At 48.6% G+C, this 26,171-nt stretch carries 23 protein-coding genes; 15 read left to right on the top strand and 8 right to left on the bottom strand.

The window, feature by feature from the left end:
• Positions 1–17: 17 nt before the first annotated feature.
• Genes JSQ80_RS05620 through JSQ80_RS05595 form a run of 6 tightly spaced genes read left to right on the top strand, consistent with a single transcriptional unit; the run spans position 18 to position 6,385 of the window.
• Positions 18–206, top strand: a complete 189-nt coding sequence (locus JSQ80_RS05620; RefSeq protein WP_240463559.1) for a Flp1 family type IVb pilin — start codon at positions 18–20, stop codon at positions 204–206.
• Positions 207–259: 53 nt separating this feature from the next.
• Positions 260–943 carry a pilus assembly protein gene (locus JSQ80_RS05615; protein ID WP_240463558.1) on the top strand — a complete coding sequence of 228 codons (684 nt, stop codon included), beginning with the start codon at positions 260–262 and terminating at the stop codon, positions 941–943.
• A gap of 14 nt (positions 944–957) precedes the next feature.
• The gene (locus JSQ80_RS05610) at positions 958–3,222 is read left to right on the top strand and encodes an acyl-CoA cholesterol acyltransferase (protein WP_206094660.1); all 2,265 of its coding nucleotides are present in this window, start codon (positions 958–960) and stop codon (positions 3,220–3,222) included.
• Between the two features lie 15 nt (positions 3,223–3,237).
• The gene (locus JSQ80_RS05605) at positions 3,238–4,200 is read left to right on the top strand and encodes an AAA family ATPase (RefSeq protein ID WP_087435715.1); all 963 of its coding nucleotides are present in this window, start codon (positions 3,238–3,240) and stop codon (positions 4,198–4,200) included.
• A gap of 54 nt (positions 4,201–4,254) precedes the next feature.
• On the top strand, positions 4,255–4,761 hold the full coding sequence (locus JSQ80_RS05600) for an A24 family peptidase (RefSeq protein WP_087435714.1): 507 nt from the start codon (positions 4,255–4,257) through the stop codon (positions 4,759–4,761).
• A gap of 40 nt (positions 4,762–4,801) precedes the next feature.
• Positions 4,802–6,385 carry a DUF6382 domain-containing protein gene (locus tag JSQ80_RS05595; protein WP_206094659.1) on the top strand — a complete coding sequence of 528 codons (1,584 nt, stop codon included), beginning with the start codon at positions 4,802–4,804 and terminating at the stop codon, positions 6,383–6,385.
• A gap of 109 nt (positions 6,386–6,494) precedes the next feature.
• On the opposite strand, the gene JSQ80_RS05590 is transcribed toward JSQ80_RS05595, so the two are convergent.
• Entirely contained in the window at positions 6,495–7,421 is a 927-nt protein-coding gene (locus JSQ80_RS05590) for a TIGR01777 family oxidoreductase (protein ID WP_206094658.1), read from the bottom strand.
• Positions 7,422–7,562: 141 nt separating this feature from the next.
• A complete protein-coding gene (locus JSQ80_RS05585) occupies positions 7,563–8,033 on the bottom strand; it encodes a DUF2621 domain-containing protein (protein WP_087435712.1) in 471 nt (156 codons plus the stop codon).
• A gap of 123 nt (positions 8,034–8,156) precedes the next feature.
• Between JSQ80_RS05585 and JSQ80_RS05580 the strand changes: the two genes are divergently transcribed.
• Positions 8,157–9,278, top strand: coding sequence for a deoxyribonuclease IV (locus JSQ80_RS05580; RefSeq protein ID WP_087435711.1), 1,122 nt, complete (start codon positions 8,157–8,159; stop codon positions 9,276–9,278).
• Between the two features lie 46 nt (positions 9,279–9,324).
• Positions 9,325–10,230, top strand: coding sequence for a formyltetrahydrofolate deformylase (purU, locus tag JSQ80_RS05575; protein WP_206094657.1), 906 nt, complete (start codon positions 9,325–9,327; stop codon positions 10,228–10,230).
• Positions 10,231–10,298: 68 nt separating this feature from the next.
• On the opposite strand, the gene JSQ80_RS05570 is transcribed toward purU, so the two are convergent.
• The 3 genes from JSQ80_RS05570 to JSQ80_RS05560 all read right to left on the bottom strand — a co-directional run bounded on the left by JSQ80_RS05570 (position 10,299) and on the right by JSQ80_RS05560 (position 13,013).
• The gene (locus tag JSQ80_RS05570) at positions 10,299–10,790 is read right to left on the bottom strand and encodes a nitroreductase (RefSeq protein ID WP_206094656.1); all 492 of its coding nucleotides are present in this window, start codon (positions 10,788–10,790) and stop codon (positions 10,299–10,301) included.
• Positions 10,791–11,283: 493 nt separating this feature from the next.
• The gene (locus JSQ80_RS05565) at positions 11,284–11,610 is read right to left on the bottom strand and encodes a BLB8/JUQZ-1 family protein (protein WP_206094655.1); all 327 of its coding nucleotides are present in this window, start codon (positions 11,608–11,610) and stop codon (positions 11,284–11,286) included.
• Between the two features lie 746 nt (positions 11,611–12,356).
• Complete coding sequence (locus tag JSQ80_RS05560; RefSeq protein WP_087435708.1) at positions 12,357–13,013, bottom strand: CatB-related O-acetyltransferase; 657 nt, start codon at positions 13,011–13,013, stop codon at positions 12,357–12,359.
• A 427-nt stretch (positions 13,014–13,440) separates the two neighbouring features.
• On the opposite strand from JSQ80_RS05560, the gene JSQ80_RS05555 reads away from it, so the two are divergent.
• Positions 13,441–14,172, top strand: a complete 732-nt coding sequence (locus JSQ80_RS05555; protein ID WP_206094654.1) for a restriction endonuclease — start codon at positions 13,441–13,443, stop codon at positions 14,170–14,172.
• Positions 14,173–15,130: 958 nt separating this feature from the next.
• Here the strand turns inward: JSQ80_RS05555 and JSQ80_RS05550 are convergent.
• Positions 15,131–15,730: a S8 family serine peptidase gene (locus tag JSQ80_RS05550; RefSeq protein ID WP_240463557.1), complete on the bottom strand. Its 600-nt coding sequence runs from the start codon at positions 15,728–15,730 to the stop codon at positions 15,131–15,133.
• Between the two features lie 714 nt (positions 15,731–16,444).
• Between JSQ80_RS05550 and tkt the strand changes: the two genes are divergently transcribed.
• On the top strand, positions 16,445–18,463 hold the full coding sequence (gene tkt, locus JSQ80_RS05545; protein ID WP_206094653.1) for a transketolase: 2,019 nt from the start codon (positions 16,445–16,447) through the stop codon (positions 18,461–18,463).
• A 129-nt stretch (positions 18,464–18,592) separates the two neighbouring features.
• Here tkt and JSQ80_RS05540 read toward each other — a convergent pair whose 3' ends face one another.
• Positions 18,593–19,909, bottom strand: a complete 1,317-nt coding sequence (locus JSQ80_RS05540) for an esterase/lipase family protein (protein WP_206094652.1) — start codon at positions 19,907–19,909, stop codon at positions 18,593–18,595.
• A 196-nt stretch (positions 19,910–20,105) separates the two neighbouring features.
• On the opposite strand from JSQ80_RS05540, the gene rarD reads away from it, so the two are divergent.
• Positions 20,106–21,041: an EamA family transporter RarD gene (rarD, locus tag JSQ80_RS05535; protein ID WP_206094651.1), complete on the top strand. Its 936-nt coding sequence runs from the start codon at positions 20,106–20,108 to the stop codon at positions 21,039–21,041.
• A 164-nt stretch (positions 21,042–21,205) separates the two neighbouring features.
• On the opposite strand, the gene JSQ80_RS05530 is transcribed toward rarD, so the two are convergent.
• On the bottom strand, positions 21,206–22,099 hold the full coding sequence (locus tag JSQ80_RS05530) for an NAD(P)-binding domain-containing protein (RefSeq protein WP_206094650.1): 894 nt from the start codon (positions 22,097–22,099) through the stop codon (positions 21,206–21,208).
• A 275-nt stretch (positions 22,100–22,374) separates the two neighbouring features.
• Here JSQ80_RS05530 and JSQ80_RS05525 point away from each other — a divergent pair, with 275 nt between their 5' ends.
• The 4 genes from JSQ80_RS05525 to JSQ80_RS05510 all read left to right on the top strand — a co-directional run bounded on the left by JSQ80_RS05525 (position 22,375) and on the right by JSQ80_RS05510 (position 26,048).
• Entirely contained in the window at positions 22,375–23,730 is a 1,356-nt protein-coding gene (locus JSQ80_RS05525; protein ID WP_206094649.1) for a glucose-6-phosphate isomerase, read from the top strand.
• Positions 23,731–23,832: 102 nt separating this feature from the next.
• Positions 23,833–24,465 (top strand): YigZ family protein, encoded by a 633-nt coding sequence (locus JSQ80_RS05520; RefSeq protein WP_087435702.1) that lies wholly within the window; start codon positions 23,833–23,835, stop codon positions 24,463–24,465.
• A gap of 14 nt (positions 24,466–24,479) precedes the next feature.
• The gene (locus tag JSQ80_RS05515; RefSeq protein WP_206094648.1) at positions 24,480–25,082 is read left to right on the top strand and encodes a TetR/AcrR family transcriptional regulator; all 603 of its coding nucleotides are present in this window, start codon (positions 24,480–24,482) and stop codon (positions 25,080–25,082) included.
• Positions 25,083–25,415: 333 nt separating this feature from the next.
• The gene (locus JSQ80_RS05510; protein ID WP_206094647.1) at positions 25,416–26,048 is read left to right on the top strand and encodes a hypothetical protein; all 633 of its coding nucleotides are present in this window, start codon (positions 25,416–25,418) and stop codon (positions 26,046–26,048) included.
• Positions 26,049–26,171 lie beyond the last annotated feature (123 nt).

Genomic DNA, 26,171 nt, shown 5'->3' with positions numbered 1-26,171 from the left:
AAAGAAAAGAGGTTAGCATGATGCAGTTGCAATACATATGGAGGCGTTTGTGGCAGGAAGAGGATGGGCTTGGAATGGTGGAAATCGTTGTCATTATTGCGGTTATCGTCGTGTTGGCGCTTGTATTCCGTAAAAATATTACGGCTTTTTTGGAAAATCTGATAGGCAGGGCGGAGAAGGAAACAGACAAAATCTTTAAGCCATAAAGACGATCGGCTTTCTAAAAGGAGGGAGCGATATAAAGAAGCTGCGGCAGTGGATGAAGAAGCTGGCGGCGGATAATGGAGCGATGACTTTGGAAGCGTCCATCATTTTTCCGGTTGTGTTTTATTGTACGCTTGCAATGCTGTTTTTCGCTGTTTTAATCTTTCAGAGCGTGCTCGCTTCTCATGCGGCAACTCTGGCCTCGGAGCGGGGGGCGGCCTTCTGGGACAACAGCTTTAAGGATGGCAAGAATGGTTCTTTTCAAGCTGGCCGGCATGACGGACTTTATTGGCGTCTCTTCAATGACAAGCTGATAGACCGGCTGTTTTCAGACTTGTCCGATACGACGTCGTATGCCGTGACATTGCCTCCGCAGCATGATTCCAGAGGTCTGCCCGAACGTAAATTGGAGCGTGCGGCCCTGCTTTTGCCGAACATTTTTCAAGGTGAATTAAAATACGACAACTCAGTGGCAGAGCGTACCGTGACGACGTCGCTCATCAGGCCATTGTACCAAGTGGCCTTTCATCGTCTGACAGGCAGCCGCGTATCTTCTGAAGGTCAAGCCGTTGCCGCTGTAGTTGAACCGGTCGAATTCATTCGTTCGGTCGAATTGGCCCGCTATATGCATACCAAATTGCAAATGTGGAGCAAACAAGGAATTTCAGCGGGACAAGCGGCTGAAGCCGTCAAGCAAGCGGCGGCACAGTCAGACGACGCGAAGAACAGCCCGCATTGAAGAGGAGGAGGGCTATGAAGCAGGACGGCAAATGCGGCAAATTGCAACGGAATTTAGGATGGGCAGATGATCGGGGCTCCGTATCCGTGCTTCTTATCTTCATTGTGGCTGTGGTGTTTCTGTTCACTTCCGTGCTCATCGATTATGCCCGCATCGCCGCAGCCGAATGGAGAACCGAAGTGTTGGCGCAGTCGGGAATCCGTTCAGTTATGTCGTCATACGATCCGGCACTGCAGGAACGGTATCAATTGTTTGCATACGGATACACCGATCCTGCGCTTATTATGGAGCATGTAATGCAGGATCAGAATGAGTACAAATCAACAGGCGTATTTCCTTGGGTGCCCATGCGGCTGGATAGCCATACGACGACAATCACCCGGCCGCTCGGCCGCTACGATGAATTCGAGCGACAAATATTGGAGGATATGAAATACAAAGCGCCTGTTCAATTTGCCCTTGAGCTTTCCGGCAAGTTGAAGCCGTTGTCAGGAGCATTGAAAGAAGCGGCCCGGACGACGGAACTGCTCGCCAAGCTGCAGAAGCTGGCAGACCGCCGGAATAAGGAGCTGGATGAGGTCGTTCGCTTGCAGAAGAAAGCGCGGGATGCTGCAGCGTCTTCTGCTATCAAGCGCATGATTGCCTCCAGTGAAGCATCCATCAGGCAGGATGTTTCATTAGGGTCCATTCGTTCCGCTGCCGACATTGGCGCCCAATATGACGACTACGTAACGAAAGTACATGCGGACGCTTCACTGGATGAAGGACAAGAGAAGCAGTACGAGCGGGAGACGGAGAATTATGAGGAATATGCCCGGAACGTTGCTTATACATTGCAGCGAGTCGTATCCCGGCAGCATTCCGTGCATACGAAAATGCTTGTACAAGCAGGCACTCATTTAAATAAAGCAAGCACATACAACGAAGATATGAAGAAGGTTATTGAGGAGGTTCGTTCCAGCCGCTCATTTAGTGGCTATGACCGTGCTGGAGGACAATCAACAGGCCCGAATATAAGCCATATGCCGAATAATGCGCAGATTGTTGAAGCGATACAACAAATCAATGCGGCTGCCGATCAACTGGTGCTGCCCGAGAAGTTTGTACAGGAATGGAATGAGGAGATTCAGGGGCAGAAGATGAAGGCGGCTCAATTGAATGCCGCTGTAAATTCGTTTCAAGCCATGATGAGTCAAATTAAAAATCAGTCCGTTTCCTCGTACGCTTTGAAACAGTCCATATACCATCTATGGAGGCTATGGGGAACGTATGAGCAATATTATATCGAATCATCCAGCAACCGCATCTATTTGCGCGAGCAGGAAATGAAGCGGTACAGGGAGGCTGAAAAGGAGCGCAAGCTGAAGGAAAAAGAAGCAAATCAAAAGCTGGGAAAGGCAAACGATATGCTGTTTGCGCTTGCCAATCTGGACACTCGCCTGCAAGCCCATCAACAGACATTTCAAGAGGTGAGAAGCAAGGCGGAAGCGATTGCGCAGTTCAATCAGACGTCTGATTCTGAAGAAAGAAGCGGGAATGGGAGCGGTGCCGATGCGATTGACAGAAGCAAGCAGTCGATGGATTCGATAACATTCTTGTATGACCAATTGGCGGAGGGGATGGGGATGCTCCGGGATCGGCTTTACCGCAACGAATATGCCTTTTTATATTTTACTTCCTACGATCCGGCCAAGCTGCAGTCCTTGATCAAGTTCGGACAGCCAGGGGAAGATGTGCTGGAGTCGTTAGGCATTGGCAATCAAGAGGTGGAGTATATTTTGTACGGTTTCAATAGCCCGATTGGAAATATCACTGCCGCTTATGGTGAAATATTTGCCATGCGGCTTGCCATACGGACGATGGAAGGGTTGGTTGAATTCAGTAAACTGGCCAATCCTCTGCTCATTCTAGCGGCAGCGGTAGTATACGGCATCGAGCAGGCATTGCAGGACATGCTTCTGCTCGTTACCCGCAACGAAATTCAGCTATCGCGCTTCCTGCCGTCCGTAACGCTCGCTTACAGTGATCATTTGCGTTTGTTCATGCTTGCTCACGGGAGCCGTGATGGGATGCTCATGCGTATGCTTGCCCTTATTCATCATAATACCGGCGTAGATCCGTCCACTCGCGGTACATACGGACAGGTAGAGCTATCATTAAATATGCCGTTGTGGTTCTTGCCGGGCCTTATGAAGTGGCTGGGACATACGGGTATATGGGACGGTGACATTTCGGATGGCCGCTATTATTCCAAGAAAACCTCCGTCTTTTCTTACTGACGAGGGGGGAGGCCGGTGCAGCGTCATTTCTTCAAAATGTATCGGGATGGACGCGCCAGCATTACGTTAGAGGCGGCATTATTGCTGCCTATGGTGTTGCTGCTGTTTCTGTTCTTTATCTTTATGGTTCAAGCGGCCGTAATCTCGACCTCTCTCCAATCGGCAGCCGTCAACGCAGTGAAGCAGGTCGCCGCTCATATGTATCCGATCAGCCTGGCAGCGAATCAGCTGCCGGACTCTGCCGAGCGCGGAGCCGCAGGCAAATGGTTGTCCAAGCCTCCAGCGATGACCATGAGAATGGCGGTGCGTGACTTCGGAACGAAATTCGGGGATGCGCTGCCCGATCCGATTAAGAACTGGGTGCAGGATGGCACGGAGTGGGCGGAGCGTCAAGCGGAGTCTGCCGGGGAATGGGGACAGGCGCGTATAGGCGAAATGGTGTTTAAACCTTTAATGACTAGGTATGGCATTCAAGGGGTGCTGCGGGAGGACCGCATTCGCATTACGCATCTTAAGCTGCCCGACGTCATTAAAAAAGAGGAACCGTATGTCGCGATAGAAGTCGCATACGATCTGCCGATGCGAGTTCCGTTTTTGTTGAAGACAGTAACCATCGTTTCCAGAGCATCCGAACGCGTATGGGTCGGCGACGGTCCGCCGCCGGGAGCAGAGGGGACTGCAGGCGAAGGAAGGGACAGGCCTGTTCCCGTATTGGTCAGTTTAACGCCGGAACCGCTCCTTCCAGGCAGAAAAGCGAAGCTAATTGCCAAAGTCGCGCCCAATGAACGGGTTGAGCTGATCGTATTTTACAAGAGCGGGCAAAGCCAAGCGAGGCATGTTGGATGGGCGGTGGCCGATGCGGATGGACATATTTTTTGGGAATGGCACGTTTCGGGCAATACGACATCTGGAGCATGGCGTCTTGTCGTGAAGACGGAAGACGGCCGCAGCGCAGAGCGGATGTTTACTGTCAAGTGACGATAATGCATATTTTATGAGATCGGATTTCTATAATGATGAGGGGGGAGCCGCATGACATGGACGGCGTGGTTCTGCAGCGTGATGCTGTCGGCCGCTTTTATCACCGATATTTTTACGCGCAAAATTCCGAACAAACTGACCATGACAGCCTGTGCTGCGGCAGTAGTCGGGCACGGCATCATGAATGGCTGGAACGGGATCGCCTTTAGTGTGGCAGGAGCGTTATCCGGGTTTGGATTTATGCTGCTGCTGTTCTTGGTGCGTGCTGTTGGGGCTGGGGACGTCAAGCTGTTTGCGGCGATTGGCGCCTTTATGGGAATGCAATTTACGTGGGAAACGATTATATATTCGATATTGTATGGAGGGCTCATTGCAGCGCTCATTCTTCTTGTAGGCCGAAAAGGCAGAATGAAGCGGCTGTGCATCGCATTCATGCAAGTGATATGGCTTCGGACGTGGATACCCTTGAAGCTTCAGGCCGCCCGCCAGGCGACATTTCCGTTTATGTGGGCCGTATTGCCCGCTGCGGTTACGGTATATTACAGCCAGCTGCTATAAATTGCTGCGAGCCGGCGATTCGAAAGGAGCGAGAAATACAGTGTACGGATATCGGGCGGATTTCGTTCACGAAGGCAAGATGGGGATGCTGCTGACCCGTGAACGGTCTGTTCATTCCGATGAGTTGGATCTTCATCAACTCAATATGCTGCGTCATAATGTCGTGCCTCACTTTTTGCCGCTTGAAATTCAAGAAATTGATTTTGAAGTAACCTTTCTATATGACATTAGCGGTAAAAAGATGCTTCACCAAGTGCTTCGTACGGCTAATATGACATCCATCCAGTATTTTGAATGGATGCTGCAGTTGGTGCGGGTATTGGAAGAGAGCCGGGTGTACATGCTGCATCCAAATCACATATTGCTTCACGAGCAGTTTATTTATGTGGAGAGCCATGCTTGGAACGGAAGTCTGCATGTGCCTTATATTCCTACGCTCGAGCCGCTGCATCCTCAGGCTGGAATGGATGGCCTGCGCCGTCTGGGCATATTGTTGTCATCATATGTGTGTAACTGGATCGGGGACGGATTTCAGCGCCTTATTCAAATTTTGTCTCAGGAGGACAAGTCTTTGGCGGATGTGCGCCGTTTGCTGGAGTCTCTTATCGTAGGCTCTCCAGACACATCTCCCGATGTGCAGCAAGGAGCTTCTCTGTTTACCTTGCCAGATGCAGTTCCGGATTTTATAGCAGATGATGCTCGAAATGAAAATCCGGTAGAACAAGCATGGCCTTCAGCGGAAGAACGGAGCGGGAAGGATTCCTCAGGTATAGAAGCGGAGCAAGCGGGCGCAGCATCCGGTAAAAAGCGCATTATCACCGTCACGGGGGCCGTTATCGCCGCAGCCGCATTGGGGTGGAGGTATAGTTACCTGTCCTCGCCGTCCGCTGCCTCTTTGGCCGTAGCCATCATATGGAGCGCCTTTGTGGTCGGAATCGGCGGCGCATGGCTGTCCGGCTGGATAGCGAAGTGGAGTAACCGATGGTCTAAGCAGAGGGGGGAGGCTGGTCAGAATGAAGTGCATGCAGCCGCTTTCAGCCATGACGTTCCATCCAAGAAGGATATGCTGCTGCCTGATTTTCTGTCCCTGGAGATGCCGGGCTGCGCTTATTCAGCGGAAGCGATGGGACAAGGAGAGACATTGCAGCCTGAATCGGTTCATCCTAGTGAGCATTGGGCACAGGCTGCGCATGGCGGAGCAGCATATTACGATAATTTATCGCAGTATACGTCGATGTTGGGCGATTCTCAAGGAGATGCTACTGTCATGTTGGGACAAGAGGGAGAATCGGCTCAGGCTTCACCAGTCAGCAAGGGCCCTCACTTGCAGAAAATGAACGAAGCGGGCAGCGTGCTGCCGGATCGGATTATGCTGGAGTTGTACCCTTATACGATTGGGCGTGCGGAACAAGGCGTCCAACTTCGCGATGAAGGCATTGGTGTATCCAAACATCATTGTGAGGTTGTGCTCGCGCAAGAAGGAGGCTGCGCGATTCGCGATCTAGGTTCGAAGAACGGCACCGAGCTTCAAGGAGAACTGCTTATACCGTATAAGCTGTATCCGCTTAACGATGGGGACACTTTGACAATCGCACGTTCCAAATACATATACCGGGCAGGATAAAGGCAAATGTCTGAGGAGGATGTGCGGCAAAAAAAGCTGACCCTTGAATTCGGACCAGCTTGTTCATATCACACGTTAGTGAAGCTTAGGAAAGCAATGGTCTAAGTGGTCAAGGTTGTGGTGGGGTGCGTCCTGCATCACGAAGCGTGGTTAACGCTTTCTCAAGCGTTCCGTAATTGAAGGTAAAACCGTGTTCCAGCGCTTTGGCTGGATATACGCGCTGGCCTTCCAGCAAGAGCATCGACATCTCGCCGAACAGGAGCTTGAGCGTAAAGGAAGGAACCGGGAACCAATGGGGCCGATGATACACTTTGCCTAGCGTGCGGCCGAAGTCCTCGTTCGTAACGGCTTCTGGCGCCGAGGCATTAACAACGCCTTCCATGCTGGTGTCATGAACGACAAAGTCTATCAATCGGACCATATCCTCGATATGTATCCAAGAGAATGGCTGCTTGCCGCTCCCAATCCGCCCGCCGACTCCGAATAGATAAGGCAGCTTCATTAACGGGAAGGCGCCGCCGACGTTGGCAAGAACCGGGGCGATTCGCAGCTTGACGCAGCGTTCGGCCGGGATGGTGTCGGCGGAGGCTTCCCATTGATAGACGACGTCAGTCAAAAAATCATCCCCGGCAGCGGGACTCATTTCATCGAAGGTTCCCGTCTCCGAAGGACCATATACTGAAATGCCGGATGCGCTAACCAAGAGAGGCAACTTCCGCGGCAGCTTGCCCGCCCAATCCGCTATCCGCCGGGCCGGGACGACGCGCGAGGCGACAATGCGGTTCTTTGCCGTATCGGTCCAGCGTTGATTGATCGTTTCGCCAGCCAGATTGACGACGACATCAACGTCGCGGCAATGTTCCGGAGCATGAGCCAGTTCAGACCAGCTCATTACGGATGCTTGAGGGTTCCGGGTTTCTATAACAAGCTTGGTGCGGGAACGGGATACAATGATGACTTCATGCCCTTGCTGTAGCCAAGTCTTGTACAGCGCTTTCCCGACAAGGCCGGAACCGCCGCAGATCATCATTTTCAATCGTTATCCCTCCTTAAAATGCGTAATCCAAAGGGGGTCTTTTTGAACAACCTCTTAGAGGTTACATGTCGACATCCTCAACAGCGGGGATGTTCAATTCAAACCCGGATATTCTGCAGTGACTGACGAGCGTGATGAAAATTATTTGTTGAGCAGGTGCTTGTATGGCGCGTAATCGATTTCATTTTTGTCCAAAAATCGGATTAGGCTGCGATAGTCCCGCTTCGGTGTCGCAATGATGTAGCCTTGAATGCAATGATCCCGAGTTACCTCGGAAGCGCCGCTCTCGACGGCGACTTGGCCGATCTTGGCGGCTATCGAATGACGCGCGATATCTCGGAAAGCTTTCGGGACAGGTTCGACCAGCTTTTCCAAAAAAGCTTTGGCGTCGTCGGTCCACAGCTCCCGGCTTCGTTCCACCCAGTAATTTTGCCAATCCAGTTTTGATTTTCCGTCATTCATCGGCAGCACCTTCATGAACTTGCGGAACATGAAGAAGCCTCCGATAGCCATAAATCCAAGCAATACAAAGGTCCAAAAAGCTATCGAATTCATGAACCATTCATTTGGCAAGCCGGTTGTCAACGGGAAAAAAACGATTGTGTCAAGCATGGGTTCACCTCGCAAACATGTGGTACATTTTACAAGTAGTCTATTAGGAATTATACCGCATTCCTAGATTTATTTCGATATACCTTGTAAAATAAGGGGTAATGATCTGAGAGGAGTTGCCTTATGCTAAAAATAGGTTCCCATGTTTCTTTTTCCGATAAAGGGCTGTTGACTGCGACGAAGGAAGCCGTATCCTATGGGTCCAGCTCATTCATGATATATACCGGCGCACCGCAGAACACCCGCCGCAAGCCAATTGAGACGCTCTATATTGAAGAAGGCAAGGAATTGATGGCTCAGCACGGCATCGAGGAAATTGTCGTGCATGCCCCGTATATTATTAACCTTGGCTCCTACAAACCAGATACCTTTGAATTGGCTGTTAATTTTCTTCAGGAAGAAATTCGCCGTACAGATTGCATCGGCGTACAGAATATAGTGCTCCATCCTGGCGCCTATACAGACAAGGATGCCGAGTATGGAGTGAACCGGATTGCGGAAGGCTTAAATGAGGTGCTGCGCAATACGAAGGAAACGAATGTTAATATCGCGTTGGAAACGATGGCTGGGAAAGGCACGGAAATCGGCCGCAGCTTCGAGGAATTGGCGGCGATTATTGATAAGGTCGAAGACAATCATCGCTTAACCGTGTGCATGGATACGTGCCATATTCACGATGCCGGATACGACATCGTCAATGATTTGGATGGCGTGCTGGAACAGTTCGATCGGTTGGTCGGATTGGATCGCATCGCGATTGTCCATATCAACGACAGCAAGAATCCGACCGGCGCTGGCAAAGACCGCCACGCACCAATTGGGGCCGGCTGGATTGGATTTGACGGCATCAAGCGAGTCGTCCATCATGAGGCGCTTCAAGGCCGTCCGTTTATTCTCGAAACGCCATGGATTGGGAAAGATGCGAAGAAGCAGCGTCCGATGTATGAGGCGGAGATCGCACTTTTGCGCGGAGATGCGGCAGAACGCTTCGGCGAACATTTTTTTGCAGACGTGGAGCGTCTGGGTCATTTCTTCACAGAGCAGGATATTGAACAACGCGCATTCGTATTGGATACGTGGAGTCTGTTGAAAAATGACGCCAAGGCAAAGAAAGCGGATCCGCGCGAGCCGATGGAACGCCTTTACGATATGGTGCTCGAGTCGGAGCTGTTCCCGGACTTGGCGGAAGAAGAGATCAACCATCGCTTGACCGCATGGTTCGCTGGACAAGCAGTGAAAGAATAGAGGGCGAGCGCAGCTACTAAGGCATTTTACTGGAGGAATTCCTTTCATGACCCATCAACATACAATGGTACATGCCCGGCAGCAGGCCGGAGAACATTCGCATAACCGCGCACGCATGCTCATTTCATGCCCGGACCGCGCGGGGATTGTAGCGACGGTGTCCCGTTTTCTATATGAGCACGGAGCCAATATTGTCCAATCGGATCAATATACGATGGATCCCGAGGGCGGCATGTTCTTCATGCGCATTGAATTCGACATGGAGCAGCTAGGGGAGCGTATGCCTCAGTTGGAATCTGATTTCCAAGAGATTTCTGGAGAATTTAACATGCAGTGGCGCATTTCGCGTGTCAGTCAGAAGAAGCGCCTTGCGATCTTTGTGTCAAAAGAGGATCATTGCTTGGTCGAGCTGCTGTGGCAATGGCAAGCGGGTGATCTGGATGCGGATATTGCGATGGTTGTAAGCAATCATCCGGATATGAAGGAATATGTGGAATCATTCGGTATTCCGTATATTCATATTCCGGTGAATCCGGACAATAAGCCGGAGGCGGAGCGTTTGCAGCTTGAAGCGGTGGAAGGTAAAGCGGATGTCATCATTTTGGCCCGTTACATGCAGATTATTTCACCGAAGTTCATTGAGCGTTATCCGAACCATGTCATTAATATTCACCATTCTTTCCTGCCGGCCTTTGTCGGAGGCAAGCCTTATCAGCAAGCGTATAATCGAGGTGTAAAGCTGATCGGCGCAACCGCCCACTATGTAACGGAAGAGCTGGACGGCGGTCCGATTATCGAGCAGGACGTCGAGCGCGTAACGCATCGTGCAGACGTGAATGAGCTGAAGCGCATCGGCCGCACGATTGAACGTGTCGTGCTTGCCCGTGCTGTGCATTGGCATATTGAAGACCGGATTCTTGTGTATCAGAATAAGACAGTTGTATTCAATTAATAGAAAGGGGGCTGTACCGTAAGAGCGTTCTCTATGCTCGTTGGGTATGGCCCCTTTGTGAGATTGCCTTAGATCAGATTAATGGTAACCCGAATACCGGCGAGTATCAGGTTGAATATGCCGAATATAACAATTGATTTCAAAAAGCCTTTGAAATGAAACATATAATCTTTGTAGCTCTTCATGCCCCCGGTTCCGGGAATGATAATGAATTTTGGCGTAATGCTGCAAAAAACAAGCCAGTCAATAAGAATGAGATCGGCCAAGCTTATCATCATAAAAACGATGAAAAAATGAAGAAAGGCGTTCATGTAGGTTACGTTTCCCCCATCGTATAGCGATGTGATGAAAGGTACAAGCATGAGGGCCATAACACAGCTTCCATATATGGCAAGCTGTTTTTTTTCTGTGTCCGTTTTCGGGCGGACTGCCTGTTGAATGTCATTCGGATAATCGTGCAGCCACATACGAGGATTAACATATAGCGAACCCAATAAGATAACGACGAACAGCAAAGACAACCAAGCTCCTTCTAGAAGAACGCGCTCCAGATCAATCACAAGCAATCACTCCAATTCTACGGTAAAAATCCTTCAGTTAACGGAACGGCTTCGGAGAGTGCAATTTGAAAGCCAGTTGGCTACGAAGTTAATTAAACGTTACTCCCGATCAAACGTCTTGATTTATGCCGATACACCGTATCTCCTCGGCACCAGGCGGGGAGAAATGTATAAGCACGAGATGACCGAGGATGATCATGTGGAATTGCTTGACGTGTTACTAAAGCACCCGGGTCCGGTTCTTCTTGCGGGCTATTCAAACGAGATGTGCGACCAGCGGCTGGAACCTTGGCGCCGTAAAACAAGAAGAACACAGGCAGAGGCTGGGCAGATACGAAACCGAAGTTCTTTGGATAAAATCTGTCGCTGCTGAGCAGACTTGTCAGAGCTTTGTACTGAATCTGCAGATTATAGGTGCTGTCGCATAAAATATCCTAACTACATGAAAAGAGAGCAGAAAAAATTCTGCTCTTCTCTACCGACCTTACTATATTTAATCATTTACACGTATATAATGCTTCCAATAAAGCCGGCCATTTTCATACGCGTATATAATTGCATCCCCCTGACTTCGGCCAGTGACTAGCCCATAAGGATTAAGAGATACTACATCAGCTCCAGAAACAAGCTTCCACGATGTACCTGACAGCATAACCGAATGGGAGACTTTCAGATCTCTGTAAGTAACGCCAGCGGTTACGGTGAATGTATCTTCATCATTGATGCTTAAGTTTGTTTCTGTCGTAGCAGCAGAAGCTACTCCACCGAATACTGAAAATACAAGAGCAGTAATTAAAACTAATTTGTAGGGCAGTTTCATGACTTTAGCTCCTTCTATAATCACTTATTTTAAAGAACAACGTTACCATTAAATAGGAAAATAATAGATGTACTTCAGAGAGAAAGGAGAGTGTAGACAATGATAAATCAAGAAAAGGTGGATTTGCTGAATAGTCTAGAACTGACCGATGCTTAGGGCGGTAGACTCACGACACCATCACCACTTACTAATACGACTTTTGAGCCAGACATACCAACCCAAGTGGACCAACCTGTGCTGCAATGCAACAGAGCAAGGCTTTACTTAGGTATTTCATAAAGACAACCTCCATCCAAAATTAGTTGTTACGACTACACCATAACAGGTAAACATTGGAATATAAAGTAGCTAATTAGAAAACATAACAATAAGTTTTTTAACGACAATAAGACCCCCGCGGAATCCGTGGAGGATGAGGATGCCAAGAAGGCGTTCGATTACAGATACATTCAGGGCTATTCGTATAAGGAGACGCTACTGTTCTTCCGGCACAGCTTATCAGACAGTACGATCCGGCGGAAGATCGGTGAGGGAGCCGAGAGCATGGCCAACACGTTGAAACTGATGGTTCTTCGAGCTGGATAAGGATTTTTGAACAGTAGAGACAAACTGAGCAGTGATGAGTTTTCATTAAATTGTAACTATCTCAAAAAAAATTAGTCCCTTCTTAATTTACCTATTAAGAAGGGACTATGGCTTATTAATCTTATTCGTTTTTATTCAATGAGGTGCTCTAGAATTAAACCTTATGGTTTTATTTCCCTTTGATAAAAGTCATATAATTGATTAATGGAAGAACTTGATAAGATATGATTGGCCCGTTCAATTTTCTCACGTTCCCAATCGAACCAACGCATTTCCTTTAACATTTCGATTTCTTTGTCTGTAAAGCGTTTCTTTATCTCTTTAGCAGGGTTACCGCCTACTATCGTATATGGTGGGACATCTTTTGCGACAACCGATCCAGCCGCAACAATGGCACCTTCACCTATTGTCACACCGGGCATAATCATTGCATTCATGCCAATCCAAGCATCACTTTCGATGATTGTATCTCCTTTTGGTTTGTAAGAAGTTTCAATTTGCTCCACAAATGGATACACGGTAATCCATTCACAATGATGATTGTGATTTCCACCCATTAAAATAATTACACCACTCGCAATGCATACGTAATTACCTATAATCAACTTATCTATATGCCAACCATAGTCTTCGATGGGGTTAAATAACTTTCTTGATTTTTCATCCCCCCATAGGTATCTAACGCACCCATCTTCAAAATCATGATTATCGTAATAACCAGAATAGTAAGAGTAATCCCCTACTTTAATCATTGGGCTCGTGACAATATCCTTTAGATACTTAATTTCAGACCAGTGGTCAAATCGATGTTGTTTCATTCTTTTCCCTCGCTTCTAAGTAGTATAAATCATTTTTTACTTAGAAGCTTAATGCCGTAGCAACATTCTTAAACCGTTTCAAACGACGAACCATCGTCCTCATCCTTTTCCTATTTGTTGGTGAGATTGTAACAAACGAATTATCAGTTCGTCAAATACACTGTACGAATATAAAGTGAAATTTTTGACCCTTATATGAGCACGACCTGACTGTAAACTGACCCAAAGTTGAACACCATATGACGGTCTTTTCACGATAGTATGGAAACATAGAAAAAGGCGATAATGACACGCACGGCTGCAGATAGGTAGCATACGAACCGGGGCGTAACTCTTCTCCTCTTTTCTTCATTTCACGGAGGGATTAAAGTCCTAAATGTCGAATATTGGTATATCATAACATTCGATGTATGGGGGATATGTAGACATGGCGAGAAGAAAGAGCAAGGCAAAACAGCAGGAGGAGTTTATTCAGGGCTTATGTGGTCTTGTGGTCATAGTTGCGGCCTTTGGGACATACTCGTTAACGAAATCGTTACAGGCATCTTTGATAGTTAGCATTCTTGCTGTCGCGGTTTTGATAGCTGTGCTGATCAGCATCAGTGTAAAAAGAGACGAACGGCTAAAAAAGTCAGGCATCGAAGATATCGATAAGATGGAAGGCGTTCAGTTTGAAAAGTATTTAGGGCACTTATTCCGAGCACAAGGTTACAAAACCCAAGTGACCAAAGCTGCTGGTGATTATGGCGCCGATCTAGTCCTTCAAAAAGAGGGGAAGAAGATCGTTGTCCAAGCCAAGCGATACAACAAGAATGTGGGGATTAAGGCTGTTCAGGAAGCACAGGCGTCCATTGCACACTATGGAGCTGGAGAAGCCTGGGTGGTCTCAAACAGCGACTACACGGCTGCTGCGTATGATTTGGCTAAGTCTAATAAGGTGAAACTTATTAATCGTGAAGCCTTGATTGACATGATCCTGGCAATGAACCCCGGAACAGATCCGACACCAAAAGCGGTCATAGCAGCAGCGCCGGTTGATAAATTGACTTGCCAAAGATGCGGTAATAAATTGGTACTGCGAAGCGGGCCCAAAGGTCAATTCTACGGCTGCAGCAACTTTCCAAAATGCCGGTATACTAAGAAGGTCGAAGCAGTGTAATGAAATAATGAGATATTTCGAGCTTGAGGACGATGAAATGGGGAAATTGGAAGAGAGTAAGAAAAAATGTTTTTGGCTCTAATTTTCGCAGCTCAGTAAAATGGTTTTAGATCCACGTATATTGTATCCGAAGTCGCACATTCCTGGGCGGCTTTTTTATTGGAGGAAAGCACTATGAAGAAAAAGAAGCGGTTCAGATCCCCGCCGAAGCAGCCAGAAAAATGCAAGAGTTGTCCATGGGGAAGTTGGACCGGGATGAAGCAGTTCTGCAGCATGCTGCGCTGTGTAAAAGGGTAGCGAAAGTTGTAGGAAGAAATACCTTCTTAATTGTCGAAATCCGACATGAAGAAGTGGAGCCATATGTCATATTTATTATGGTGTATGTTGGTGATTGCTAACATACACATAGCTTATTTAAGAAACAGAGTAGGCCCAAGATGGGTTATAATTTCAGCACTAGGGCCTATTGCAACTGTTTGGTTTGTTTTTTTCTTGAGGTCGAATATTCCGGTCCGAGACGATCGCATCTATGTATTTTATAGGAATACTCTTTTAAGAAGAGAGCGGGATATTTCGGATTGGCATTATCAAAGCAGAGTTATAGAAGATTTACAGAGGGAATGTTGTGATGAAAATGAGTTACTAAGATTATCTGCATATGTGAACGCTAATTTAGTGGCAAAAAGAGCTGATATAGGATGGACTACTCTAGTAGCCTCAGCAACTATTGCATTTGTAATCGGAACTATAGCTCCTTCTCTATCATCTGAGATGCAGAAGCCATATGAGGTTTTGGATAGGTATGTTACTAAGGCTTTTTTGTCCATGAGTATAAGAGATGGTATGTATTGGCCTGTTTTCGTCCCCCCAAATCAAACAAGATCAGGTTTTACTTTACACCCTTCCCTGTAGGATGCTCTAATAACCTCTCCACTAGAATAATCATATGCAAATGCCCCTACTCCAAGTCATTAATAATATCAGCAGGGGCTTGGATGCGGTTAAAAGGCTTATCTAGATCACCATCATTACCAACAGCGACGACAAAGAGCTTTCGATAATTCCAAGCTAGTTCATCAAGAGCATAAGTAAACCTGGAAATATCATCATCTACAATTGGTCCGTTAGGCCCGAAGGATAAATAATAAACACTAATATCATGCCTAGAAGGGACGATGCTTTCTATAATGTCAATTGCTTCATAAAGTTCGTAATCATCAGGCTCGCTTAAAGGAAGAACTCTAAAACTCTCGACAGAAACAAGAGGCTGTGGTACCTGAGAACCTTTTCCGTAAGCATTTAATGGTCCGTACAGGATACAGCCTGCGACTGCTGTCCCATGTTCTACACCTTTATCTAAAGGTTCTGTTTCTAAAACCTTGTTTTCGTTAACATGCCTTATAAGCAAAGGATTTGTTGGGTCTACCCCGCCATCAAACATTCCTACCTTAATAGCCGAACAAGTGTTTCCCCTTGAAGGTTCTTGAGCATTTGAATCTATGCCAAATTTCCTCATTTCGGGAAAGGAATTCACTTTTAAAGGATGTGCAGTTCTCAAGGGATTAAGAGTGCCTTGGCGATTTCTTCCGCTATAGCAGGATGCTCGTTTTTCAACTTTCGTATAATGGTGAGGGCAGAGGCTCCTACTGTTCGCATGTCATTTTCAAAAGATGCGCGTACCAATTGGGGAATCATGCTAAGAACCAGTTCAATCTTTCTTTAGCGGAGGTGGTTGCGCGAGACATGCGAGTTATCGGCATATGGCCCCGCTGTACGGAAAGGGATATCGTCGATAGCGCTGATTGCATGGGACATTTGATGGCATGCTAAAAGTCACGGCAAAGTCACTAAAGTTTCAAAACAATCCGGCAATACACGATAATTTTCTGTTAACACAGATATACTATCTGTAATCATTTGAATTTATGCAAAAATAGCGCGAGGTATATATTTCATTATATAGCAAGGGAAAAAATTGCATGCAACTAATTAGTTTGATTTATGTAAACAACTGGTGTGTTCTTACAGCAGTATTTGCTTGCATAACAGGTTGGATATAGATAGGATGGATTATCGTTACATATAGAATGGGGATGCTTCCAGTTGAGGAGCGATGCGGACCGTTCTTTTTACTACGTTGAAGTGGCATCGAAAGGTGAGTAATGGTACAATAATGCAAAATGGGGCAGAGTACAAGTTGAGCCACTACGCATTCTCAATTCATCCTAAATATCAACTTGTGAAGAGTAGGAGTCTAAGGAGGAAATCAGCAATGACTGTAAATCAAACCAACATTGATCAGCTTTCGGTAGCGGCTATCCGCACGTTGGCTATCGATGCAATTGAGAAAGCGAAATCGGGACATCCTGGTATGCCAATGGGCGCCGCACCGATGGGGTATCATTTGTTCGCGAAGGCGATGACGCACAATCCTTCCAATCCGACATGGATCAACCGCGACCGCTTCGTGTTGTCCGCCGGGCACGGGTCCATGTTATTGTATAGCTTACTGCACCTTAGCGGCTATGATCTTCCAATGGAAGAGATTAAAAATTTCCGCCAATGGGGCAGCAAGACTCCAGGGCATCCCGAGTTCGGCCATACGGCCGGAGTCGACGCAACGACCGGTCCGCTTGGACAAGGAATTGCGATGGCCGTCGGTATGGCCATGGCTGAAGCGCAATTGGGCGCGACATACAACCGTGACGAGTACAATGTAATCGACCACCATACGTTTGCCATTTGTGGCGACGGCGACATGATGGAAGGCGTGGCAAGCGAAGCGGCATCGCTCGCAGGCCATTTGAAATTAGGAAAACTAATCGTGCTCTACGATTCCAATGATATTACGCTGGACGGAGAAGCCAATCTCTCCTTCAGCGAGAACGTGCGCCAACGTTATGAGGCTTACGGCTGGCACACGCTGCTTGTGGAAGACGGCAATGACTTGGCTGCGATCGCTCAAGCAGTGGAACAGGCAAAATCAGACAGCAGCAAGCCGACCCTGATTGAGGTGAAAACGGTCATCGGCTATGGCAGCCCGAACAAGCAGGGCAAGGGCGGCCACGGCGGCACGCACGGTTCGCCGCTTGGCGCTGACGAGGCGAAGCTGACCAAAGCATTCTTAAATTGGGAGCACGAAGACTTCTCCGTACCTGAGGAAGTATACGCTCACTTCGAACAGAATGTGAAGAACAAAGGCGCACAAGCCAATGAGGCTTGGAATAAGCAGTTCGAGCAGTACTCGCAAGCGTATCCGGAATTGGCTGCCCAATTCAACACGGCGATTAGCGGCCAACTGCCGGAAAATTGGGATGCCGACCTGCCGGTGTACGCATCCAGCGACAAAGCGGTCTCGACTCGCGTCGCTTCGGGTAACGCGTTGAATGGACTGGCGAAAAACATTCCGTTCTTGACGGGCGGCTCTGCTGACTTGGAAAGCTCGACGATGACCCATTTGAACGACCTGCCTACATTCCGTCCCGGCCAATACGAAGGCCGCAACCTGTACTTCGGCGTGCGTGAATTCGCGATGGCCGCCGCAATGAACGGCATGGCGCTGCATGGCGGCGTCAAAGTATTCGGCGGCACGTTCTTCGTATTTACAGACTATCTGCGCCCGGCCGTACGCTTGTCGTCCATTATGGGCTTGCCTGTAACGTATGTATTGACGCATGACAGTATTGCCGTCGGCGAAGACGGTCCTACTCATGAGCCGATCGAGCAGTTGGCATCCGTTCGTGTCATTCCTGGCGTAACGGTTATCCGTCCTGCCGATGGCAACGAGACATCTGCCGCATGGGCGTATTCGATGGAGAACACTGGCAATCCGGTGGTGCTCGTGCTGACTCGCCAGAACCTGCCGATCTTGGAGGCTACTGTCGAAGGTGCCCGCGAAGGCATCACTCGCGGCGCGTATGTCGTGGCTGACGCTGCCGGCGGCAAGCCGCAAGCGCAAATCATCGCTACAGGCTCCGAGGTTCAATTGGCAGTGCGCGCGCAGCAAGCATTGGCTGAAGAAGGCATTCAAGTTCGCGTCATCAGCATGCCAAGCTGGGATCTGTTCGAGAAACAGCCGAAGGAATACAAAGATTCCGTATTGCTTCCGGATGTGAAGGCGCGCCTAGCCGTAGAAATGGCTTCTCCGTTCGGATGGGAACGATATGTTGGCGACCAAGGCGACATCCTCGGCATTTCGACGTTCGGCGCATCCGCACCTGGAGACCGTGTCATGAGCGAATACGGCTTTACGGTGGAGAATGTTGTGAGCCGCGTGAAAGCTTTGGTGTAGCATAAAAGCCTGATATGATACATGCAAGACCGCTATGCGGGCAAGCTGGCTGATGCCGGCTGCCCGTTGCGCGGTCTTTTTCTCGTGCAGCAGGCGCATTTGGATTCGTTGCGAACGAGACATTCATTTTTAATCAATCGGTAAAGATCCGAGCAGGTCAGCGATGTCGCGGTACCATCCGTGCGGATTTATTATTGACAATCCAACTGTATCCGCATGATCCCAAGAAGCCATTAAACCAAGATAGTTCCACTTCCCCATCTGCGGCCTCCCGTTGTAAGCTATGATTTGATCGTTCGATCCATTCCTTGGCCCGCTCATTGAAATCGTATTGACCAGACCATCATTTTGCCACCAATCGCTATCGATTGCTACGCGTTCTGGGACATTAGCCGCATAAGAGCCGATAAAAAGGCCTGACACAACCAAAAATGGATTCATGTGCAATTTCGGCACATGCCAACCGAATAACGGGACTCTGAATGTTTTCTCCGCCGACACCGAGAAATAGTAGACGCGCGGCTGCGCTTTTACCCACTCATTTAATTCTTTTGCCCCATCCGGACTCAGATCCCATTGGGAAACATCCTTAGTGTCTCTCCAAATGGCGCTTTTGTATATGCGTGTGGAATAACTGAGGAACGATTCTTCAGGCATTCTTTTCAGACCCCATTGGTCCAATTTGAAATCATAAACGGGGTTCTCCGAATTACCGGCTACTGCGGCGGCCAATCCGATAATTTGTTGCGCAAAGGGAGCGATTCCCTCAATAAAATGCGTTAAACTGGTACCGTCATGCGGAGAGGCAATGGCGACAAGGCTGCTAACATGCGGTGCCTGCTTGTCACTAAATAAAGGGGATAAATCGGATCCAGGGGTGACGTCACGTTCCGAAGCAGATCCGTTCTCAAGCAATTGTATGAACAAGCGTGCGGTTTGCCCTCCTTGACTATGGGCCAGCAAGTGTATCCGCCTGGGCTTTCCGGTCTTCGGATTGATTTCCCCCCACTCCGGGTACAGACCTTCATACGTTCTTCCATAGCGCGCATGATTGTGCAGGCTCGAGTGGGCTTCGCCATAATCGACGGTCCCTCCTTTAATTTGCGCATACAACTCGCAAGCCCGATCCCAACTGCTCGACACAGGCCCTACCGCGGCGGTAAAGACCGAATACCCGTAATGACGCAGATCATCTTGAATATCGCTGAAGCCGCCCCAGTATTTAAAACCAAGCATCTCTTCCCTCCCCCAACCTCCAAACCCATGCACAAGCACGATCGGGTAATCATTTTGACGGCTCTTGTGAATCGTATTCTCCAGAGGACTCATGAAACTCAATTCATTGTTGTAATCGTTGGTTTGCGCGTGGGCATCCGGCAAGCGGGCATTAAAGATGGAGTAAAAAAGAATAAGGAAAATCATACAAAGTGACAGTCTGCGCTGCATGAACAGGCTCCCTCCTTGTTAACGTTTTCAAAATTCCGCAAATCTTTTTTGAGGTGTATGTTGAAAATATTACCATTAAAACTTTATGTTTACAACTAGAAATAAAAAAACAAAAACAATCCCCAGTGTTATATAAATTTTGATATAGTAAAAGAAGATTTTTTAGATAACATCTTGGGTGGAGCGGAGGATTGCAATGAAAATAAAGCAAGGCGAGTATTCCATGGGGGTGCTCGCAACAGGGTTATCCTATCTTTTGTGGGGTGTTCTTCCCATTTATTGGAAATCGGTTGGATCTGTCCCTGCCGGAGAGGTGTTGGCTCACCGAATCATATGGTCGTTGGTGTTTATGCTCCTTATTCTTTTGCTGTTAGGAAAGCTGAAGACGGTAACCGCAGAAATGAAATATGTGTTTACCCATAAAAAACAGGCCATAAGCATGATTTTGGCCTCCGTTCTGATCAGCGTCAACTGGCTCGTTTTTATTTTTGCCGTAGAGAGTGATCGCGTGGTTGAAGCGAGCCTTGGCTATTACATCAATCCGCTGCTAAATGTGTTTCTAGCCACATTTTTCTTGAAAGAACGCTTGAATAAGGCAGAGTGGATATCCGTTGCCATCGCGGCAGGAGGTGTGCTGTGTCTGACGATATATTACGGAAGCATACCTTGGGCCGCGTTGACCTTGGCTGCCACCTTCGGATTTTATGGTCTTATTAAAAAGAAGGTCGCCATCGGCGCCTGGACGGGACTGACCATTGAAACGCTCATCATGACGCCATTTGCGCTTGTCTTTCTGCTCTTTTTCGATCATAGCTCCGTCTCGTTATGGGACAGGGATATATCGGTTATTTTGCTGCTGATGGGGGCAGGCGTTGTGACGGCCATTCCTTTGCTGTTATTTGCCGCTGGAGCCAAACGAATTTCCTTTACGCTGGTCGGCTTCCTACAATATATCGCGCCGACCATCATGCTGCTATTAGGGTTGTTTCTGTTTCACGAGCCTTTTAGCCTGCCGCAACTGCTGGCGTTTCTGCTGATTTGGATCGCTCTTCTTATTTTTACATTTTCCCGATCCAGAGAAATGCTCCAGCGCAGAAAATCGGAAAGCAAGCTTGGCATTCAGAAGATGTAGCGCGTTTTCAGCCTCAGAAGGAGAGGGAGAGCTGGCATAAGAACAGATTATCAATCATCATGGGGCAGGCCGGGGAAGCGTGCGGCATTATTGCCGGCTATATGAACAGGGAGTGGCGGATTTCCCCGCACACTCCCTGTTCGCCGTAAAGATCTATATCCAGCTTACTTGTCCCGTCCGATGGCATGTCCGATCCATTGCTCGTACATTTTTACGACCGAACACAAGTCTTCTTCGCCGAAGCCGGCGGTTTGTCCCATTTGGAACAAATTTTTGGCGGCATCGAGCATCGGAGACGGAGACTGCATGTCCTCCATCAAGACGGATGCAAGCTTCAAATCCTTGAGCATCAGCTGCAGCGAGAATTGATTGTCGAAGTCGCCGGCGATGATTTTCTCGCCTTTCAACTCGGCTGCTTTGCTTCCGGCGCTGCCATTTTTTACGACGTCCAAGAAGGCGCTCGGGTTCACTCCGGCTTTGGCAACGATAGAGAAGCCTTCGGCCAGCGCCGCATTGTTGATGCCTACAATCGTATTGTGGGCGAGCTTCGTAATCGATCCGCTGCCTGTCGGCCCCATATGGACGATTTTGCGTCCCATCGCCTCCAAGACAGGCATGGCGGCTTGAAGCGCTTCCGCCTCTCCGCCGGCCATGAAGACGAGCGTGCCGTCGACAGCAGCAGGTTTGCTGCCGGTAACCGGCGCATCCAAGAACTGTGCGCCGCGCTGCCTGCAATCGGCAGCCAAGCGCTTCACGAGCACAGGAGAAATCGTGCTGCAATCGATAATAATCTGACCTTCCCGAATGCTTGCCATCAGACCATCCGTTCCATAATAGAGCGCTTCAATCGAGCGATCATCGCTTACCATCGTGATGACGGCATCGGCATATCCTGCCGCTTCTTGCGGCGTTGCAGCCGTCTTGGCGCCGAGCTCTTGCAACGGTGCGGCCTTCTCTGGTGTGCGGTTATATACCGTGACGTTGAATCCTTTGCGAATCAAATTCGCGGCCATCGGCGCGCCCATCGTTCCCAATCCCAATACTGCTACGTTCTTCACAGGGTTCACCTCGCGTTAGTGTAAGCTGATTGTCCGAGAATAGTGTACCATACTCGGAAGGAGCGCGGGGAGGCATGAAGCAGGCGATATTTTTTTTCCTGACAACGCATTCATACTTGATATTGTGCAATGCTATAAATATGTTTTATCGTGTAAACCTTTTCAATGAGGCGCGTTCCCTTGTGTTTCCGTTCAAAATCCAGTATTCTATGACTATATCTTGATTTTCATGGGTTAAAGTGGCAAAGTCAACCAATACTCGAGGAGGGTGTACGATGACAAAAAAAGTGCACTTTGATTACAGCAAGGCGTTGACGTTCGTTAGTCAGCATGAAATTGATTATTTTAAAGAGCCCATTCGCTTGGCGCATGAGCAATTACATAATAAGACAGGCACAGGTTCCGACTTTTTGGGTTGGATCGATCTCCCTTCTGCGTATGACAAAGAGGAGTTCGCACGCATTAAAGCGGCTGCCGAGCGCATTCAGTCCAATTCCGAAGTGCTGATTGTCATTGGCATCGGCGGGTCTTATCTGGGCGCGCGCGCCGCGATTGAGATGCTGGGGCATTCCTTCTATAACATGCTGCCGAAGGACAAGCGTAAGACACCGGAAATTTATTTCGCAGGCAACAACATCAGCTCGACTTATATTACGCACCTGCTCGATCTGATCGATGGCAAAGATTTCTCGGTCAATGTCATCTCCAAGTCAGGCACTACGACAGAGCCTGCCATCGCGTTCCGTATTTTCCGTGAATTGCTGGAGAAGAAATACGGTAAAGAAGAAGCGAAACAGCGCATTTATGCAACGACAGACCGCGAGAAAGGCGCCCTCAAAAAGCTGGCCACAGAAGAAGGCTATGAGACGTTCGTTATTCCGGACGACGTTGGCGGACGGTACTCCGTACTTACTGCTGTAGGCCTATTGCCAATTGCGGCTGCAGGCATTAACATTGACGAAATGATGCAAGGCGCTCAGGACGCATCTGTGGAATTCAACAATCCCGATGTATCGGATAACTTGAGCTACCAATATGCGGCAGTGCGCAACGCGCTATACCGCAAGGGCAAGACGACGGAAATTCTCGTGAACTATGAGCCTGCCCTGCACTACGTGTCCGAATGGTGGAAGCAGCTGTACGGCGAGAGCGAAGGGAAGGACAACAAAGGAATTTATCCGGCGTCGGTCGACTTCTCGACAGATCTTCACTCCATGGGACAATTCATTCAAGAAGGAACGCGCAACCTGTTCGAAACCGTCATTCAGGTGGATAAAGTGTCTCACCATGTGACGATTAATGAAGATGCAGACGACTTGGATGGACTGAACTTCTTGGCGGGCAAGACAATGGACTTTGTCAACAAGAAGGCATTTGAAGGCACGATGCTCGCTCATACTGACGGCAACGTTCCGAACTTGATTGTAACAATTCCGGATATGACGCCGCATTCGTTCGGTTACTTGGTGTACTTCTTTGAAAAAGCATGCGGAATCAGCGGATATTTGCTCGGTGTCAATCCATTTGATCAGCCAGGTGTTGAAGCTTACAAGAAAAATATGTTCGCCCTGCTTGGCAAACCAGGCTATGAAGCCGAGAAGGCGGAATTGGAAGCGAGACTGTCCCGTTAATCGGGTCGGCGCCAGTCAACACAGCTAAGTTAAGCGACAAGCCGATGAAAGCAGTTCACCGTTATGGGGAACTGCTTTCTTGGCAATAAGAAGGTGAGTTTTTTGTTAGAACGTTACAAGACCGTACGCCAATTCGGCAGCAAGGAAATCGTCATTAAGAAGTCGCGCTTCATCGGTTACGGCAAACCCGTAACTAACGAACAGGAAGCGATTACATTTATCGAAGAGATGAAGAAGAAGCACTGGAATGCGACCCATAACTGCTCCGCATACATTATAGGGGAGCGCGATGAAATCCAGAAAGCGTCGGATGACGGGGAGCCAAGCGGGACCGCGGGGAAGCCGATCTTGGAAGTGATGAAGAACCAAGGCCTGAAAGATACGGCTATCGTCGTCACGCGTTACTTCGGAGGCATTCTGCTCGGTGCCGGCGGCCTGATACGCGCATACTCGGACGGTGCGGTGGCAGCGATTGAAGCGGCTGAAGCGATCGAGAAAGTATTGCATCAAGAAGTATTTGTCGAGATTGATTATACATGGCTTGGCAAATTGGAAAATGAGTTGCGCAATAAAGAAACACGGATGGGAGAAACGCAATTTGCCGATAAGGTCACGCTGACGTGCTTGCCCGTCGTGTCGGAGTGTGAGCGGTTTATCGCGTGGATAACGGATCTGACGCAAGGTCAGGCCGTAATCGGGAAGGGAGACCCGCTATATTACATTGAAGGGGAATAAGGAGAACAACCGCTATGGCAAGAAAAGCAGTGGATCAAGAGTTGTCGCGAGAGCGAATCTTGGAAGTGGCGCGCCATTTGTTTGTTACGAAGGGGTACCGAGCCATCTCCATGCGAAGTATCGGCCAACAATTAGGGTACAGCCATGGTTCGCTTTATTATCATTTCAAAGATAAAGCCGAGCTGTTCTACGCGCTTGTCCAAGAAGATTTCAAGCGGCTTGAACGGCTGTTCGAACGTGTTGTCAACCAAGCTCCTTCCGACGGATTGTCCAAGATGGAGCAGGTTATGTTGGAGTTTGTCCGATTTGGACTGGAACATCCGCATCATTATGAAATTATGTTCATGACGCGGGATGAGGAATTGCTCGCTTATGCCCGGACGGAACAGGGGCGTTGCTTAGAGATGTTTTCGACTATCGTAAGACAGTCCCTGAGCGGCAATATGCATTCCGATCAAGAGCGCCATAATATTCCGCTCAGTTTATTTCTTGCTATGCACGGCTTCATCTCCTTTTATATTCAAGATCAAGTCACCTTTGAAGAGGTCAAACCGGCTGCATTGGCCCATGTTCGCTTTCTATGCCGGAGAGCGCTTGAATCGGCGCAATCGGCATGATGTATTGGTGATGACAACGAACCGCATAAAGCCTCCTCACGTTTTCATTCGGCTGCACATATCGTGACAGTAGCCCAGCCACAACCCGTCATTAGCAAGGATGGGGGATGAATGAATGTAAGGAGGCTTTTTAATGATTGATAACTCCCCCAATCTTGCAAGATTGTAAGCTAAATGTAAGAGGAATGACATGAAGCTTTCGTCCGTATCCATTATGCTTATAAGGGGACGTGTCTCTTGTCTCGCTATCCCGGAGCTGCCACCATATAGAAGGGGAAAGCGGGGCGCCGCGCGTCTTAGATGGCAGGATAGAAGGCAAGGGGAGAAAAACGGATGAACAAAACAGCGGCGCTGCTTGCGGGAACCGTAATCATATGCCTTGTGCTAACGGGATGCGGACAAGCTGTGACAGATACGTATCATCAAGTAAGTAAAACAGTCAAAGCGTACGGAAAGGAAAAAGCGATCGACAAAATCAGGATGCAGCAATTTGCCGTTGACGGATTGAAGCGGTATTTCGATCTTTCGATCGATATCGGGCAATGGAATATGACGTACGGCTTTACCAGACGCTTGGCAGGTTCCGGGAAACGGAAGGCGCGCCCTGGCCATGTCACGTTCGTCGGCTTGCCCAAGCATGCTGGCGCCACTGGGGGAATCGAGCGCTTCTATGGCGAATTGAATTTGAAAACGGGTGATTTTTACGAACTTGGCGTAACGCGCAATTCAATGAAGGCGCCGCCTGCGAGAACGGAAATGAAGCGATTGGAGTCAGAAGCCCGTCATTACGTGGTACAGCAGCTGCATGCCGCCGCGGGAGAACTGGAAATGCTCTCTGGCGAACGCGCATTGCGGCATGGTATTATGCATGTTGCATTCCAAAATAAAAGAACAAACGCGACTTACGACATCGGTATCGATCCTGCTCAGGGGCGGGTCGTATCCTTTGCCGTCGCGAAACGATAAAGCCCGGAGACGCTCATGTCTTCGGGCTTTCCATATCTATTTTCACGCAATCCCATAAAATCATGGCCTTTCGGAAATCATATGAAAACGTGAAATCTTAATTAATTTGATTTTCGGAGGCTC

Source organism: Paenibacillus apiarius, from assembly GCF_017052585.1.
Classification (GTDB): domain Bacteria; phylum Bacillota; class Bacilli; order Paenibacillales; family Paenibacillaceae; genus Paenibacillus_B; species Paenibacillus_B apiarius.
Note: the sequence above shows the minus strand (reverse complement) of the source record. Positions and strands in the feature narration are given on the sequence as shown.

What these genes read in the sequence shown, in the direction of transcription:
- JSQ80_RS05620 (WP_240463559.1), top strand. Translation starts at nt 18, where the DNA reads ATGATGCAGTTGCAATACATATGGAGGCGTTTGTGGCAGGAAGAGGAT.
- JSQ80_RS05615 (WP_240463558.1), top strand. Translation starts at nt 260, where the DNA reads ATGAAGAAGCTGGCGGCGGATAATGGAGCGATGACTTTGGAAGCGTCC.
- JSQ80_RS05610 (WP_206094660.1), top strand. Translation starts at nt 958, where the DNA reads ATGAAGCAGGACGGCAAATGCGGCAAATTGCAACGGAATTTAGGATGG.
- JSQ80_RS05600 (WP_087435714.1), top strand. Translation starts at nt 4,255, where the DNA reads ATGACATGGACGGCGTGGTTCTGCAGCGTGATGCTGTCGGCCGCTTTT.
- JSQ80_RS05585 (WP_087435712.1), bottom strand. Translation starts at nt 8,033, where the DNA reads ATGCTTGACACAATCGTTTTTTTCCCGTTGACAACCGGCTTGCCAAAT.
- JSQ80_RS05580 (WP_087435711.1), top strand. Translation starts at nt 8,157, where the DNA reads ATGCTAAAAATAGGTTCCCATGTTTCTTTTTCCGATAAAGGGCTGTTG.
- purU (WP_206094657.1), top strand. Translation starts at nt 9,325, where the DNA reads ATGACCCATCAACATACAATGGTACATGCCCGGCAGCAGGCCGGAGAA.
- JSQ80_RS05565 (WP_206094655.1), bottom strand. Translation starts at nt 11,610, where the DNA reads ATGAAACTGCCCTACAAATTAGTTTTAATTACTGCTCTTGTATTTTCA.
- JSQ80_RS05560 (WP_087435708.1), bottom strand. Translation starts at nt 13,013, where the DNA reads ATGAAACAACATCGATTTGACCACTGGTCTGAAATTAAGTATCTAAAG.
- JSQ80_RS05555 (WP_206094654.1), top strand. Translation starts at nt 13,441, where the DNA reads ATGGCGAGAAGAAAGAGCAAGGCAAAACAGCAGGAGGAGTTTATTCAG.
- tkt (WP_206094653.1), top strand. Translation starts at nt 16,445, where the DNA reads ATGACTGTAAATCAAACCAACATTGATCAGCTTTCGGTAGCGGCTATC.
- JSQ80_RS05540 (WP_206094652.1), bottom strand. Translation starts at nt 19,909, where the DNA reads ATGCAGCGCAGACTGTCACTTTGTATGATTTTCCTTATTCTTTTTTAC.
- rarD (WP_206094651.1), top strand. Translation starts at nt 20,106, where the DNA reads ATGAAAATAAAGCAAGGCGAGTATTCCATGGGGGTGCTCGCAACAGGG.
- JSQ80_RS05525 (WP_206094649.1), top strand. Translation starts at nt 22,375, where the DNA reads ATGACAAAAAAAGTGCACTTTGATTACAGCAAGGCGTTGACGTTCGTT.
- JSQ80_RS05515 (WP_206094648.1), top strand. Translation starts at nt 24,480, where the DNA reads ATGGCAAGAAAAGCAGTGGATCAAGAGTTGTCGCGAGAGCGAATCTTG.
- JSQ80_RS05510 (WP_206094647.1), top strand. Translation starts at nt 25,416, where the DNA reads ATGAACAAAACAGCGGCGCTGCTTGCGGGAACCGTAATCATATGCCTT.